The following is a 15,459-nucleotide window of genomic DNA, read 5'->3' on the forward strand; positions in this document are numbered from 1 at the left end:
TAATATTCTTCCGCATAGGCGGTGTTTTTCTCGAGTGACCGGGTTTTCCATGAATACGACACTTCGCCGAACATTGTTTCTGGCTTCACCTTTTCTTGCTTCTACTCTTCCGCATTACGCAGAAGCGCGTTCCACTGACCCTGAAGTGCTGGAATTGCGTCGTGAGCTTGCTGCCATGAGGCAGGAAATGGCGGCCATACGCCAAGATTTTCGAGCGCAGGCTCGTAATCATAATAGTATAGAAAATATCGGCTCAGTGCGCCGACATAAAAATCAAACACGTCTGGTAAACACGGGAGCAGAAGAGGTCAGACCGGTATTTTCTCAGGTTGCTGAGCGTACCAACGGACCGCGTGCCCCGTCTGAAAGTCGGATAGCTACGTCGGAAGGACCCGTTCAATCATGGGCAGACTTCAGGGCCGCCAATGCAAAGGACGAGACCATGCAGGTTGGCGGCATGAAGATCGGTTTTCCGAAAGGCCGCCCGACGATTGCTTCTGAGGATGGCGCTTATGCGTTTTCTTTAGGTTTAACAGCTCAGGAAGATTTCGGAGGATTTCTGGGCGCTGGTCCAAAAAAGGGCGAAGGAAAAGGTAATTTTAACAATTTTACTCAAAATGCACGCCGCATGCGGATATATTTTTCATGGCGCTACAAGAATTGGGTTGCAAATGTAACGCCAGACTTCGGTTCTAGTTCTGTTGACGGCACTGTGGGGTTATTTGAGGCCAATCTGAATTACACAGGTCTCAGGAATACAATTCTGACTGTAGGATATTTCCAACCGCGGATGGAAGAAGAAAGTGCGGAGCGAGCCAATTCCTTCGAATTTCTCGAGCGACCCACTATTGTTGATCTGGTGCGCAATATAGCGGGTGGTGTAGCGCGTTTTAGTGTGGGTGGAGAGCACTGGGAAAAACGCTGGTTAGCAGCTGCCTATTTCACAGGACAGAAATTTGGCGATCGCAACAAGGATACCACAATCACGGATAGTCAGACGGGGGGTGTCGCTCGTATTGCTGGTCGTCCTTATGTAAGCAGGGATATTGATGTTCATGTCGGAGCGGGAGCAACGGCAGCATTCAAGGTCAATGAGAATCCAAATGGCCGTAATTATACTTTTACCGACAATATGGAAGTTCCTCTTGGCGAAACATCGCTACTGACATCAGGTGTTCTGACTAATGTTTCGCAGATATGGGCTGCGGGTCCGCAATTGGCACTTCGCTGGAGGCGCTTTTTACTTAAGAGTGAATATTATCACATCGGTGTTTCACGCAGTAATCAGGCCATCGCTAGCAATCTGCCTTCGTTGGGCTTCGATGGCTGGTATGTCGCCGCAAATTACACAATATTCGGTCACCCGCGAGCCTACAATCCTAAAACGGCTGCATTTACGACACCTGGCGTCGAGTATGATTTTGCTCCATCCCAGAATCACTGGGGCGCACTGGAATTCAGTGGTCGCTGGAGTGTTACAAATCTTGCTGATGTAGCTGGGCAGGGTGGTTCTGGAGTCAATGGTAATCAACAGACTGTCTGGGAAACCGGTTTTAACTGGTATCCTAATCAACATTTCAAATTTATGCTCGACTATGCCCATTACATAGTTTCCCGCTCCAAAGGTGTGAGCGGAGGTATCAATGTGCTCGGTCGTGACGGCAACGCTCTTGTAGCCAGAGCTCAGGCGACATTTTAAAAACAGGAAGATGTTTATGAAAAATACTCTTGCTTTTACTCGTCGTGTTTTTCTTAAGGGGAATGTCGCGGCTGCCATTGCCAGCTTTGTGGGAGGCGTGCATTCAGCGTACGCCGCAAGCTGGTCACTCCTGAATGTTTCATATGACCCAACGCGTGAGCTTTACGCTGACATCAACAAATCTTTTTCGGCATTCTGGTCCAAGGAGCATCCTGATGACCGGGTGCTGGTGAAAACATCACACGGCGGTTCCGGAGCTCAGTCTCGCTCTGTTCTGGAGGGGGCGCCGGCTGACATCGTCACACTCGGTCTGGCCTACGATATCGATATTCTGGCTCAGCACGGATTGCTGGCGGCGGACTGGCAGAAGCGTCTGCCGCATAATTCCACGCCATTCACCAGCACGATCGTGTTTCTGGTGCGCAAGGGTAACCCAAAGAACATTCACGACTGGCCTGACCTCATCCGTGACGACGTGTCCGTGATTACACCCAATCCCAAAACATCCGGTGGCGCACGCTGGAACTATCTTGCCGCGTGGGGCTGGGCGCTGCGTACACATGGTCAGTCAGAAGATGCCGCAAAAGATTACCTGAAGGCTCTCTTCAGGCATGTTCCTGTTCTCGATACGGGTGCGAGAGGGGCGACAAACTCCTTCGTGCAGCGTCATCTGGGGGATGTGCTGATTGCGTGGGAAAACGAAGCACTGCTCGCAGCCCGCGATGTGGGGCCGGACCAGTTTGACATCGTTGTACCGTCTGTCAGTGTTCTTGCCGAGCCGCCTGTTGCCGTTGTTGACAGGAATGTCAAGGCGCATGGTACTGAAGCGGTGACGACTGCCTATGCGGAATTCCTCTTCACACCGGAGGCACAGAAACTCGGGGCGAAGCACTATTACCGTCCGGTCGATCCTGCGATCCTCGCCGGAACGAAAGACGTTTTCCAGAAGGTTGAAACCTTTGACATCGCCAGTCTCGGTGGATGGCAGGTTGTGCAGAAAAAGCATTTCAGTGAAAATGGTGTGTTTGATCAGCTTTACAGCAAATAATGTTCGGATGATTTCTGATTGGCCGGGTAGTCAGTCAATCAGGATCATTGAAGCAAATCCGGGTAAAGTGCATGTAAGCTTGGCTGTTTAGAACAATATCCGGTCAGACTAGATCGTCTGATCAGATAAATTTTATGAATACAATGAGTTGTATTGATATTTATTCTCCAGTCTAAACGGATGGGCTGCGGGAGCGCCTGGGCCACGCAGGATGTGCGGGCAGGACGTAGCGATTGAAAGCATCGCTCGGCGCGTTGCGCCAAACTGTCGTTGATCAGAAGACCTGCTCTGACAAAGTGGTCCTGTCCTGTCCCGCGACGTGCGCTTACCGCCTGTCATAGTTGCAGCTTACTGTCTTGCTACGGTTGCCTTTACGCATTGCAGACCACTATCGTCTCGCTGATGATGGCCTCCGCCTTGCTGTTTGCAGCGTCAGCGCTTCAGGCATTGTTCACAGTTTTTTCTCTTGATATTGTTGAAGTCCACGCGGCCGCAGGTAAGCTTTATTTTTTCGTCGTCATGGGACGGGCAAGGGGCTTTGCGATGACGTAACTACTGGTCAACGACAACAGAAAAACGACCTTATCGAGGCACATGATTCTGACCGACAGTGTCGTCAAGTTCGCCGTGTCGTAGTGTAGAATAGGCATGATCGCCTGATATTCCAGGCGAAGGCTCAGGCCACTCAACAATCTGACACCTTGCGAGAATACGTCCGCCAGTCGGACTTTTAAAGAAGAATTTCATCGCATATCCGGTACATCAAATCACAGAAGTAAAAACCTGATGGAAAATCAACCGGATGATGATGTGTCTGGCGTGAGATGATGATCTGGTAAAGAAACGACTTTGTCGCAATATCCATGAAAACCGTCGGTTTTTTTATTCCTATATCGAAACATAAAGGCTATCGGATAAGCATCCTAACGAGCTTGCGAGCTTCATGAAAGGAGCGTCATGGCTGTGATGAGATTGTTCACAATACAAAGAAAACCGGTCTTTTTATCTGCACTCGGTATGACAACGATTTTGTCCACTTATCCCTTCTTGTACAATAGTGCCTTTGCCGCCAGCACACATGGCCATAAGATATCTGGTTCTTCCAAAGTCGCGTCAAAACCGGTGATAGTAGCTCGGAAACATAAGGCGCCTACCTCCGTGGAAGCTTCAGGTGCAGGAGAGGCGATCAGGGTTGCCACCCGCCGGCGGGCGGCGGCGGGACATATCCTCGTCTCCCGAGCCGCAATCGAACGCTTGTCTCCGGGCATGAACCCCATGGCAGCCCTTAACCAGTCGCCGGGGATCAATTTCCAGTCCGCCGATGCGCTGGGATCGTCCACCTGGGGCACGCAGATCTACATGCACGGGTTTGCCCAAAAGGATGTCGGTGTCACGCTGGATGACATGCCTCTTGGGGAAATGACTTATCGTAACTACAACGGTGTTAATCCAAGTCTCGCAGTCGCGCCGGAAAATGTCGCTGGAATCGATGTGTCTCAGTCGGCTGGCGCGGAAGAGGTTGCGGCAAGCAACAATCTCGGCGGTTCACTCGCCTATAGGTCTATCGATCCCGCTCACAAGCTGGGGGCTTCCCTTCAGCAGGGGTTCGGCAGCTATTCGATGTACCATACTTACACACGGATAGACAGCGGCGACCTGAACGCGACGGGAACGCGGTTTTATGTTTCCTATCTTCGTAATGACCAGCAGAAATGGAAAGGCGCTGGTGAACAGTTTTCGCAGCAGGCTACCGCCAAGCTGATCCAGCCGATCGCGCAGAAAAGCGCCTTGTCAGCCTATTTCAATTATTATGACATGCATTCTTATGAATATCAGGATCTGTCACCGGAAGTTATACAGAAACTGGGGTATAAGGTAGACAATTACTATAACGGCAAGGCTAGCGGATATCTGGCTGCGGTCAATGCCAGCAAGGGGATCTACCCCAAAGGCTTCGAGAAACTGTCCGATCCTCTCGACGCGTCTTATTATGATGGACCTACCAACGAACACGGCTTCATGGGGTATCTGAAATCGGATCTGACCCTGACAGATCAGCTGAAATGGGTGACGACCGCCTATGGTCATGCTGATATGCAGAAAACCGGCTGGAATTCTCCTTATTTCGCATCGCCCAACGGTTCGCCGCTCAGTGAAATTGTCAAACAGCCTTCTTTCCAGCGATTCGGCATCCTCTCCAGGGTGTCCTATGATATTGCGCGAAACCATATAGGCCTTGGCGCCTGGTATGAAAACAACTCCTACCAGTCCTCAATGTGGGCTTATGAGCAGCCGAATGTTGTCAATGGCCAGATCGTGGGAGGGCTTCCGAACAATCTCGGGCACTACGGCACGCCTTTTGCCGAGATATTCAACCAGAACTATAATTCCAATACCTTCACGGCATTTGTAAACGATACTTACCGTCCCATTCAGAATCTGGCCCTGCATTTCGGTTTCAAATCCATTCTCTCGACACAAAGAGTCGGTGACGGATATCTGAGCAGCGCCTACTACGGTGCTTCGAGCGGCAGTATTACTTCGGGTGAAAGTCTGACCACGGCGAAGGCCTTTCTTCCGCATATTGGCGTCGATTATCGGTTCCTGAAAAATCATGACATATTCATAGATATTTCTGAGAATGCTCGTAATTATATGGAATCGGGCTTCAAGCTTTCAGCTTCGCCCTTCGCAGTCACGCAGGCGGCCTACAATTTGAGCAGAAGTTCAATACGACCTGAAACAGACTGGACATATGCCATCGGTTACCGTTATTCGGATCGCCTTATGGATGCCTCGGTCTATGCTTATCGGACCAATTATTTCAATCGCCTTCAGCAGGTTACCTCCGGGTCTCTGCTCAATCCGGTGTCGGCGGTCCAGAATGTGGGCGGCATAACGATGAACGGTGTGGACGCACAGTTTGTCATCCGCCCGATTCATAATCTTTCGATTTCAAACAGTGTAAGTTATAATCATGCTGTTTACGATCAGAATATCACACAGCAGGGAGTTGTCTATCACACCAAGAATCAGCAGGTCGTGAACTATCCGCGCTTCATGTACAAGGCGAATCTTGCCTATGACTGGCGCAGCCTGAGTTTTTATATCGAGGGTAACTATATCGGCCATAGAAATTATGATTATTCTGGACAGATTCATGCTCCCAGTTACTGGCTCGCCAATCTTGGTCTGCAATGGCACGTCAAGAAACCGTCAGATGGTGGGGCGCGTCTGGGAGGGATCGTTAAAGGTCTGACCGTGGCGTTCAACCTCAATAACATCACCAACCAGTATTATGTGGCCACGATGGGTGAAAACGGAAACCCATTGGATTCAGCAAGTGGTTACAGCTTCCAGTCCATGATTCTTGGTATGCCGAGGACCGCTTTCGGCTCTATCAAGGCAGATTTCTGATAAAACCATGATGACCTGCGGGTCTGAAAAGTAACTGTTCCGGTTCAGGGATCGATCCCTGAACCGGGAGTCGAAGAGCATGACGATGTATTTTGCGGACATACAGACGCGTCAGCACGGTGGTATGTGGTTTAGTGTTGTTTCCATGCTTTCAGTTTTACAGAGGAATTTTTTTAATAGTGTTTTAAAGATTCTGCTGCAGGAGGACTTTTATTTTCGACATTTTTACAGCGCAACCGTGAGAGGTAACTGACCCGCTTTGTGCGGGATTGTTCTCAGGTCATAAATGTTGACCAGGCTTGCAATACTGGTATCTCTATTTGCCACTGTCCGCTTCCTGTTTCTGGACCAGCTACCTCCTGTCGATCCTGTATCGGGGAAAGGACAGGTTACTTCTCGCCTATTGATAGCCGGGAGCGCAGGCTGCACAGAAAAGCATTTCAACGAAAATGACGGGTTTAAGCGGAATACAGCAAATAACCTGAACATGGTTTCGTGATGGCTGATTGTCACGGCATCAAATGCCAGTTTCAGATGCATTACAACTACTTGACGCGATGCGCGTAGTCACAATCATATCGAAAAACAAACGATTGCATGGTTGCGATATTAAATTTATGAGAATTGAATTTATAAAAGTATGATTTTAAATGTTTTTCTTGATTTCCCTATTTATTTTCATTTCTATATAAAAACGTATTGACCGGATTTCTTGTTATGTGAAACTCATGACTTATGATTTCATATTTGAGAGATCACCTGAGTGATATTCACTAAACCAGATAAAATCTCCGGAGCGGGAAGTGTGTTTTTCCGCTGTGGTATTTTTCTGCCCGGTACCGTATTCGGTCTTGGGCTGGTGGTGTTTTCATTAAGCCTCGTTACTTTCCTTGCCTTCCGCCATAACGACGGCTCTTTTCTTGGAAGTGGATGGACGGCTTCTAATTTCCTGACCATTCTTACTGATCCGCCCTATGCGTGGATTGCCCTCAGGTCAGTATTATTGACCGGGTTTGCAACGCTGGCGACTGTCGTGGCCGCTTATCCGGTCTACTGCATCGCCGTAAATGGTGGGCGCTATCAGAAACTGGTTCTGTTCCGTGTCACACTGCCGTTTTGGACCAGTTATCTCCTGCGCATCTTCGTATGGAAAATCATGCTGGCTTATAACGGCGTTCTGAACTCGTTTCTGGTTGGGGCAGGACTACTTTACGAACCCTCGCTGGCTGTTCTGAATACACAAGCAGCGGTTGTCGTAATCCTTGCTCATCTTACCCACCGTTTGCAATCCTGCCCATCTATACGGCGCTTGAAAACATGCCAGCTTCCTTTCTGGAAGCCGCAGCAGATCTGGACGCGCGGTCCTGGACGACTTTCAGGTGGATTGTCCTGCCGTATTCGCTTCCCGGTGTTCTGACCGCGATCATGGTGGTCTTCATCCCAACAGTAGGGAACTATGTGACACCAGCGCTCGTGGGTGGGCCACAGAGCGTGATGATCGGCTCTTTGATTGAAATGCAGTTCGGTCGTGCAAACGACTGGCCGTTCGGCGCGGCGCTGTCGGTCACCGTCATGCTGGTCATAGCAGGTTTGATCGGTCTTCTCCGAAAAACTGAAGCAGGCAAGGAGAGCAAGGCATGAGACTGCCTGTTGTTCCGGCCCATCAGTCCTCAACCGTCGGCATGCTCCTGTGGTTGTCTGTATTCTGTTATCTCATTTCTCTTTACCTCCCTATCTGTCTGGTTCCACTGTTCTCATTCAATGATTCAATTCAGGCCGCCTTTCTACTGAAAGGATTTACCTTCTGCTGGTATCGTATCCTTCTGCGCAATGAAGGCGTAAGAAACGCACTCATTGCCAGCCTGAAAGTCGGCCTGACATCTGCCGCTATTGCGACGGCATGCGAGACCACAATTGCTTATGCGGCTGTATTCATCACAAAAATATTTTCGAAAAGTCTTTCCTTTATAGTGAAATTTCACATTCTGACACCGGGAGTTATCATTGGTATCGCCATGTTGAGCGTGGCCAACCTCATGGGGATCTGTCCTTCCATCAGCGCCATTATCTATGGACATATCCTTCTGGTGATGCCCGCAACGGTCATGGTCATGCATGCAAGATTTTCCGCTATTTCCCGTTCGATCCCTGAGGCGGTCGAAGATCTTGGCGCCCGGGAATGGACGCTGATGCGCCGTATTCTCCTGCCCATGGCAGCATCCGCCATAGGGTCAGCGTTCATGCTGGCCTTTCTGACCAGTTTCGATGAGGTCATCATCGCTTTTTTCCTCACCGGATCTCACCCCATATTGCCAGTCTATATCTGGGGGCAACTCCGTTTCCCAAAGTCACTGCCAATCGTCATGGCGCTGGGAAGTGTCATTCTGGTTATCGGTGTTGTCGTAGCCATTCTTTCCGCGCTGATGCTCGAAGAGGGCAGAGCACGTAATCATTTACAACGATCGCAATGGAGGGGAATCATGACGACTGACCGTTTTTCCGTGGTTGCAAAGATATTCGCCTGTTCTGCTCTGGCGCTTTCTCTTGTAATGTCTTCTCTGGCGCACGCTGAAGATCGAAAACTAAGTTACCTGACATGGTCGGGGTATGAACTGCCGGAATATAACGAGGCCTATCTGAAGGCGCATCCTGATTCCATAAGCATTTCAATGTTTGACGATGATGATGATGCTTTTACAAAACTGAAGGCCGGTTTCCATCCCGATCTTGCTCATCCCTGTTATGACAAGATTGCCCGCTGGCAAAAAGCTGGCATGATTGAGCCGATCGACACCACCAAAATCAAGAACTGGAACAACATATTTCCGATTTTCCGTAATCTGCCGGATATTCAGGCGGGCGATGGAAAAGTCTGGATGGTCCCCTGGGACTGGGGTAATACATCGATCCTTTATCGTGTGGATCTTCTGCCTGACGCCGAGCAGAGCTGGAATCTGCTGTGGGATAAACGATATGCCGGCCGCATGGCCACGATCGATGCCGTCCATGACACGTCCATCGTGGCAGCCCTTGTAGCCGGAGTAAATCCGTTCGATCTCAGTCCTGCCGACCTTGAGAAAGTGGCCAACAAGCTTCGGGAACAGCGTCCTCTGACGGCAGCCTACACCACGGATATGACATCTGTTGAGCAGTCGCTGGCCAGCGGCACTTTCGTCGCTGCCATGACGTGGAATGCGTCAGCGGTGACCCTGAAAAAGCAGGGTGTTCCCGTCGCCTTCATGAGACCCAGGGAAGGTATGCTGACATGGGCCTGCGGTTTTGTCTTCATCGAGGGGATGAAGAACAAGGATCTGGCTTACGACTTCATCAACAGCCGTCTGGAAGCTGCTTCAGGAAAACATCTGATTGAAAATAATGGCTACGGAGCGTCAACGTCAACAGCCTTTGCCGCCATACCTGCTGAAAAACTGAAGGAACTGGAACTACCTGCCAATCCGGAAGACATGCTGAAAAAGACAATCTTTACCGGCCCCATGAAACAGGCTGAAGAGCTGGGGAAAATGCTGGAAAAAATCAAGGCGGGTGGCTGAAGCCAGAAGCCAGCTCAACCTTCCCGAACAGAGAAGTGACCCGGTTCCAGAAAGAGTATGGGATGGTGTCAGGTCATGTCACACGAAGTGCGCGGGTATCAGAAGCCGATATCCTGATCGGTCGAAGAATTAAAGATCTTTATTGGAAAAAATACTGTCAATTTCGGAACTTTCAGGAAAGACAGAGAATCTCTGTGGACGCACTCAGCCGGAGAGAAAGAGGTCTGTCATCCCTGAGCGTCAAGGTGATGTAGCCGCTGGCTGCTGCTGTAGCTGTGCAACGGAAGAGCTTGTGTCAGACGACGGCGAGTTCTGTCATGATCTTTATTGCGTGCCAGTCAGCGCCAGAAAGATATTTCAGATTTATTCCGAAGGAATCACTAAAAGACTGGATTCACCCTCTGCGGCTGCTCTGACCGGAATACTGGTTGTGGTGGAACCGGGCGCAACGTTCGGATCATATGCTCATGGTGGACATGAATTTGGATATGGTCTTTCAGGTCAACTGATATTGTGGATTGATGGGTCCATTGCCGATTGGGGAAAGGTGACAGTTTGGTCTTCCGCATCTGCCTGTATCACTTTAATACGCGGGGTATTTCTGAAAATATGTGGGTCAATACGAGCAAACCGGAGAAAGATCATGAGCAAGGGACCACTTCTCGGACTTGATAGTGTGAACAAGGTCTTTCCGGGTGGTTCGGTCGGCCTGGACAATATCAGTCTTTCCATAGTGAGGGACGAGTTCCTCAGTCTTCTTGGACCTTCGGGATGTGGAAAGACAACCACTCTCAGGATTATCGCAGGTTTTGAAATGCCGACTTCTGGTTGGGTATTGCTTGATGAACGGGATATAAACCCGCTTCTTCCTTTCGACTGACCGGTCAATACGGTTTTTCAGGATTATGCACTGTTTCCCAATATGAACGTGCAGGAAAATATCGCGTTCGGTCTGACGTTGCGAGGTATGTCCAGCCGTGACCGGGCACGGAAAGTATAGGAAGCCTTTGAACTCGCAAGGTTGCCTGACAGAGCAGATGTACGGATCGGTAGTCTGTCAGGTGGTCATAGGCAACGTGTAGTATTGGCGCGTGCACTCGTCTGTCAGCCCCAGTTACTGCTGCTTGATGAATCGCTCTCGGCTCTTGATGCCAGTCTGCGTGAGCATATGCAGAATGAACGCAAGCAACCGCAGAAGGAACTTGGCACAACCTTTGTCATGGTCACGCACGATCAGACGGAGGCCCTTTCAGTTTCCGACCGGATCTCGGTCATGAATAAAGGTCAGTTCGAACAGATTGCTGATTCTGCAACGATTTATGACCGGCCGCCCCAAAATTTGTGGCGGGCTTCATTGGTACGACCAATCTGCTGCCGGGAATATTTCTTCTGCGAGAACCCTCAGCGATACGGTTTCAGTTGACCGGTGGCGGGCGACCTGTCGTGACGGGTTCAGCAGAATTGGCAGCAATGGCAGGGAGTAAACTGACAGTAGCGATACGTCCGGAAGGCATCGTTCAGATGAAAAAAGGAGAAACTGATACTTTCCTGGGGCAGATTACCTGAATAATCTTTCATGGACATAGTCTGAGGCTGCTGGCGAAGCTGGGAACTTCCAGCCTTTGGGTTGATGTTCCGCGTGATCGGGTTGAAACGGATATACGCGAAGGTGCCGTTATTGAACTGGGTCTTCGATCTGGAGCGCGATGCCCTTTGCGCGCGGTTTGAATCTGGAAAATGGCAAGCGTCACTTACGAAAACCCGTATTCCAGGATATTTTTATGATCTTTTACGTTGAAGATGATCAGATGTTCGGAAAATGACAGGAAACTTCGTGGTGATCCTCAACCAGACGGAGTTCTGGAGATTCCTTCGCGCATCGGTGTTCTGCTTTCGGGCATCGGGTGTGAAAACGACATCCTGAAGGAGGTGAGATGGGTGACGGCACATCACCACGCAGCAGAATACGCCGGTCACTGGCCCCGATGACGGGCTCCGGAACGGCGGAAATCAAAGCCATCGTGTAGGGATGCGCCGGTCGCTGCATGACCGTGTCGGTGTCGCCAAGCTCGACAATGGCGCCAAGATACATCACCGCCACACGCGTTGAAATCTGTCTGACCACAGCAAGATCGTGTGCGATGAAAACGTAAGTCAGACCAAGCTGTTCTCTGAGATCGGTGAACAGATTGACGATCTGGGCCTGCACCGACACATCCAGCGCGGAAACCGGTTCATCCGCCACGATCAGGCGTGGAGAGAGCGCCAGCGCACGGGCGATGTTGATCCGCTGGCGCTGCCCTCCGGAAAATTCGTGTGGATAGCGGGCAAGAGCGGAACGCGGCAGACTGACGAGATCCATCAGTTCATCAAGTCGGGCGTCAATCACCTGACGAGTGCGTTTCTGGCCGTTTTCATCGGGATGGACCCGCAAAGGCTCGGCCAGAAGATCGCCGATCCGTCGTTTGGGATTGAGCGCGGCGTAGGAATCCTGAAAGACCATCTGCATCTGTCGCCGCACGGGGCGCAGGACGCGGTCATTCATTCTGGAAATATCCTGATCTTCGAAAAGGATTGTGCCAGAAGACAGATCGGTCAGGCGCAGCAGGCAGCGCCCCAGAGTGGACTTTCCACAACCGGACTCCCCCACAAGTCCGAGCACTTCACCGGACCGTACCGTGAGCGATACGTTATCCAGAGCCCGTAATGTCCTGCCACGCGGCAGGCGATAATCCTTGCGAAGGTCAACAGCTTTCAGAATGTCTGTCATGCCTCGATCCCGTGGAGAATGCGTGGTGGCAGCGCTTTTCCTTCACCCGGCAGAACGCACGCAATATCCTGGCTCGCAAAGCGAACGAGTGGCGGTAGGATCGAACAGGCGTCATGTGCATAATGACAGCGCGGCGCAAACGCGCAGCCGGAAGGACGTTCGAGCGGGGTAGGGGGCATGCCCGCAATGGAAGGCAGACGCACCGGGCGCGGTCCGGTCAGCGGCGGAATGGAATCCAGCAGTGCGGCTGTATAAGGATGTGCAGGCTGTTCAAAAACTGCCGACGCAGGCCCGCGCTCTGCCACACGCCCGGAATACAGCACCATCACGTGGTCGCAGGTCTCCGCCACAACGCCCATATCGTGCGTGATAAGCATGACGGCAGATCCGTAATCCGTGCGGAGATTACGCAGAAGATCAAGAATCTGCGCCTGCACGGTGACATCCAGCGCCGTGGTCGGTTCGTCGGCGATCAGCAGGGCCGGATTGCAGGAGAGCGCCATGGCGATCATCGCACGCTGGCGCAGGCCACCGGACAACTGGTGCGGATAGCGGTTGGCGGTGCGCTCCGGGTCCGGCACGCCCATGTCGCCAAGCAGTCGGACCGTGCGTGTGCGGGCTTCGGACTTCGAGACACGCTCATGCACGCGGATCGCCTCGTCGATCTGCCAGCCGATTGTGTAAACCGGCGTGAAGGCCGTCATCGGGTCCTGAAAGATCATCGCGATTTCGCGGCCGCGTATGTGCCGGAACGCTTTCTGCGGCAGCGTCGTCAGTTCCTGCCCACGGAACCGTACGGAGCCCCGCAGACTGACGCCCGGATCGTCAATCAGGCGCATGATGGCCATGGCCGTCACGCTTTTGCCGGAGCCGGATTCTCCAACGATGCCAAGGATTTCCCGCTCATTCACGCTAAACGAGACGTTCTCGATGATTGGCACATCGCGGCCACCCGAGCGGAAACTCACGCAGAGATCGCGCACGTCGAGAAGGGGAGCATCACCGGCCATCGCGCACTCTCGGGTCGAGAAAGATGTAGATCACATCCACCAGCGCATTCGCCAGCACGACGAACACGGCGGAATACATCACGCTGGCCATGATGAGCGGCAGATCAAGCGCCGAGAGCGCCTGATAGGTCAGCCGCCCGACACCCTGAAGGCCGAACACCACTTCCGTCAGCAGCGCGCCGCCGCCGATCAACTGGGCGAAATCCATGCCGAACAGGGAGACGAAGGTGATCATGGACGTTCGGAGACCATGCACCAGCAGCACGCGGGTGGGAGACAGTCCCTTGGCGCGGGCCGTGCGCATGAAGTCCTCGCCCGACACGGTTACAAGATCCGAGCGCAGCACGCGGGCATAGACGCCGATAAACAGCACCGCGAGCGTACACCAGGGGATGATCAGCGCCTTGAACCAGCCGACCGGGCTTTCCGCGAACGGCACATAACCGAGCGCGGGCACCCATGAGAACAGCCATGTGTCGTGATAGCGCGCCTGTGTGATGAGATTGGCGACCTGCCCGAGCCAGAACACCGGAATGGAGATACCCACCAACCCTACGGCCATCAGCGTCCGGTCGATCCATGTGCCGCGAAACGCCGCCGCGACCGTGCCCATGAGAATGGACGCCACCACCCAGATCACAGCGCCACCGGTCGCCAGTGACAGCGTGACGGGCGCGGCCTTGATCAGTTCCGGCACGACCTTTTCGCCACGATTGGCGTAGGAGGTCAGATCCTGCGTGATGAAGAGCTTCTTCATCATGGTCGTATACTGGACGGGCAGGGGACGGTCGAACCCGTATTCCTGCCGCACCTTGGCGATGGTCTCAGGGGAGGCGTTCTTGCCGGCGATGCGTGAAGTCGGGTCCGCGCCAGGCGTAGCGAAGAACACCAGAAACACCAGCACGGAAATGCCGAACAGCACGAAAACGGTCTGACCGAACCGCTGGAGAAGGGCTTTCAGCATTACGCGCCCCTCTTGCTGGTCTCGCGCACGTCCAGCGCATCCCGCAGCCCGTCACCCAGTACATTCAGCGCCACCACGACGATGACGATGGCCAGACCCGGCGCGATGGCGACCATCGGACGCGAGTAGATCAGCCCTTCGCCATCCTGAATGATCGTGCCCCACGAGGCTGTCGGGGCCTGCACGCCGATGGACAGGAAGGAGAGCGCGGACTCAGTCAGCAGTGCGAAGGCCGCCAGCAGGGGAGCCAGCACGACAATGGAACTGGCGACGTTCGGCAGGATATCCACCAGCAGGATACGCCAGCGCGGCACGCCGAGGCTCCGTGCCGCCATGACGAAATCGGCGTTCCGCAGCGCCATGACACGCCCCCGGATCGGGCGGGCGGCGTAGGGCATATAGACCAGCGCGATGATGGCGATGGGAATGATCAGGTTATCCGCTTCCAGCCTGATCGGGCCGATATGCAGCCCGTCACTGATGGTCACGATCGAGAGCGAGATGGCGAACAGATAGACCGGCACGGCCCACATGATGTCCATGATGCGTGACAGCACCATATCCACGACACCGCCAAAAAAGCCCGCGAGAATCCCCACCACACTGGCGATGACGATGCACAACGCCGCCGCCGCAAAGGAGATCAGCAGGGAAATCCGCCCGCCATACAGCAGACGTGCCGCCACATCGCGGCCCTGACTGTCCGAGCCGAGCATGTAGGCGAACGGATTCCATGTCGGACCAGCGGGCGTCAGTCCCAGATGCAGCGGATTGTCATTCGGCTGCATAATATCGATGATTTTGCCATCCAGCGTGAACGACCCGGCGACATTGGCGCGGAACGGGTCAGTATGGGCGATGTCGTGGGCGTAGAACGGCGCGAGCAGACTGAGCAGCACCATGAGTCCCAGCACGCCAAACGACACCATCGCGGCACGGTTACGCGCCAGCACCCGGAACGCGCTCCGCCATGGACCGGGAGGAGCCTTTTCCTGCATAC

General features: G+C 52.8%; 13 protein-coding genes. 9 read left to right on the forward strand and 4 right to left on the reverse strand.

Annotation, left to right across the window (positions count from 1 at the left end; genetic code table 11):
* Positions 1-49: 49 nt before the first annotated feature.
* The 9 genes from A0U92_RS05975 (at position 50) to A0U92_RS18625 (ending at position 11,138) form a co-directional block, all read left to right on the forward strand.
* Positions 50-1,699: an OprO/OprP family phosphate-selective porin gene (locus A0U92_RS05975; protein WP_077812435.1), complete on the forward strand. Its 1,650-nt coding sequence runs from the start codon at positions 50-52 to the stop codon at positions 1,697-1,699.
* A gap of 16 nt (positions 1,700-1,715) precedes the next feature.
* A complete protein-coding gene (locus A0U92_RS05980; protein ID WP_077812436.1) occupies positions 1,716-2,747 on the forward strand; it encodes a sulfate ABC transporter substrate-binding protein in 1,032 nt (343 codons plus the stop codon).
* A 378-nt stretch (positions 2,748-3,125) separates the two neighbouring features.
* Positions 3,126-3,299 (forward strand): hypothetical protein, encoded by a 174-nt coding sequence (locus A0U92_RS17975; protein WP_222927852.1) that lies wholly within the window; start codon positions 3,126-3,128, stop codon positions 3,297-3,299.
* 606 nt (positions 3,300-3,905) lie between these two features.
* A complete protein-coding gene (locus A0U92_RS05985; RefSeq protein ID WP_236748289.1) occupies positions 3,906-6,164 on the forward strand; it encodes a TonB-dependent receptor domain-containing protein in 2,259 nt (752 codons plus the stop codon).
* An 805-nt stretch (positions 6,165-6,969) separates the two neighbouring features.
* Positions 6,970-7,581, forward strand: coding sequence for an ABC transporter permease (locus A0U92_RS05990; protein ID WP_222927853.1), 612 nt, complete (start codon positions 6,970-6,972; stop codon positions 7,579-7,581).
* Positions 7,482-7,805, forward strand: coding sequence for an ABC transporter permease (locus A0U92_RS17980; protein ID WP_222927871.1), 324 nt, complete (start codon positions 7,482-7,484; stop codon positions 7,803-7,805). Before A0U92_RS05990 ends, A0U92_RS17980 begins: the two co-directional genes overlap by 100 nt.
* Positions 7,802-9,715, forward strand: coding sequence for an extracellular solute-binding protein (locus tag A0U92_RS17985; RefSeq protein WP_222927854.1), 1,914 nt, complete (start codon positions 7,802-7,804; stop codon positions 9,713-9,715). The genes A0U92_RS17980 and A0U92_RS17985 overlap by 4 nt, the downstream gene beginning before the upstream one ends.
* Positions 9,716-10,358: 643 nt before the next feature.
* Positions 10,359-10,595 (forward strand): ATP-binding cassette domain-containing protein, encoded by a 237-nt coding sequence (locus tag A0U92_RS18620; RefSeq protein WP_149026390.1) that lies wholly within the window; start codon positions 10,359-10,361, stop codon positions 10,593-10,595.
* A 141-nt stretch (positions 10,596-10,736) separates the two neighbouring features.
* Complete coding sequence (locus A0U92_RS18625) at positions 10,737-11,138, forward strand: ATP-binding cassette domain-containing protein (RefSeq protein WP_149026391.1); 402 nt, start codon at positions 10,737-10,739, stop codon at positions 11,136-11,138.
* Between the two features lie 381 nt (positions 11,139-11,519).
* Here A0U92_RS18625 and A0U92_RS06010 read toward each other — a convergent pair whose 3' ends face one another.
* From A0U92_RS06010 to A0U92_RS06025, 4 genes are read right to left on the reverse strand one after another with little or no spacing between them, the layout of a single operon-like run.
* Complete coding sequence (locus tag A0U92_RS06010) at positions 11,520-12,485, reverse strand: ABC transporter ATP-binding protein (protein ID WP_077812437.1); 966 nt, start codon at positions 12,483-12,485, stop codon at positions 11,520-11,522.
* Positions 12,482-13,495 carry an ABC transporter ATP-binding protein gene (locus A0U92_RS06015; RefSeq protein WP_077812438.1) on the reverse strand — a complete coding sequence of 338 codons (1,014 nt, stop codon included), beginning with the start codon at positions 13,493-13,495 and terminating at the stop codon, positions 12,482-12,484. Before A0U92_RS06015 ends, A0U92_RS06010 begins: the two co-directional genes overlap by 4 nt.
* Entirely contained in the window at positions 13,485-14,459 is a 975-nt protein-coding gene (locus tag A0U92_RS06020) for an ABC transporter permease (protein WP_077812439.1), read from the reverse strand. Before A0U92_RS06020 ends, A0U92_RS06015 begins: the two co-directional genes overlap by 11 nt.
* Positions 14,459-15,457: an ABC transporter permease gene (locus A0U92_RS06025; protein WP_187668917.1), complete on the reverse strand. Its 999-nt coding sequence runs from the start codon at positions 15,455-15,457 to the stop codon at positions 14,459-14,461. The genes A0U92_RS06020 and A0U92_RS06025 overlap by 1 nt, the downstream gene beginning before the upstream one ends.
* Positions 15,458-15,459 lie beyond the last annotated feature (2 nt).

It is taken from the genome of Acetobacter aceti (genome assembly GCF_002005445.1).
Classification (GTDB): domain Bacteria; phylum Pseudomonadota; class Alphaproteobacteria; order Acetobacterales; family Acetobacteraceae; genus Acetobacter; species Acetobacter aceti_B.

Coding starts and splice junctions, on each gene's coding strand:
- A0U92_RS06015 (WP_077812438.1), bottom strand. CDS start 13,495: ATGGCCGGTGATGCTCCCCTTCTCGACGTGCGCGATCTCTGCGTGAGT.
- A0U92_RS06010 (WP_077812437.1), bottom strand. CDS start 12,485: ATGACAGACATTCTGAAAGCTGTTGACCTTCGCAAGGATTATCGCCTG.
- A0U92_RS05975 (WP_077812435.1), top strand. CDS start 50: ATGAATACGACACTTCGCCGAACATTGTTTCTGGCTTCACCTTTTCTT.
- A0U92_RS05980 (WP_077812436.1), top strand. CDS start 1,716: ATGAAAAATACTCTTGCTTTTACTCGTCGTGTTTTTCTTAAGGGGAAT.
- A0U92_RS18620 (WP_149026390.1), top strand. CDS start 10,359: ATGAGCAAGGGACCACTTCTCGGACTTGATAGTGTGAACAAGGTCTTT.
- A0U92_RS17980 (WP_222927871.1), top strand. CDS start 7,482: ATGCCAGCTTCCTTTCTGGAAGCCGCAGCAGATCTGGACGCGCGGTCC.
- A0U92_RS17985 (WP_222927854.1), top strand. CDS start 7,802: ATGAGACTGCCTGTTGTTCCGGCCCATCAGTCCTCAACCGTCGGCATG.
- A0U92_RS06025 (WP_187668917.1), bottom strand. CDS start 15,457: ATGCAGGAAAAGGCTCCTCCCGGTCCATGGCGGAGCGCGTTCCGGGTG.
- A0U92_RS06020 (WP_077812439.1), bottom strand. CDS start 14,459: ATGCTGAAAGCCCTTCTCCAGCGGTTCGGTCAGACCGTTTTCGTGCTG.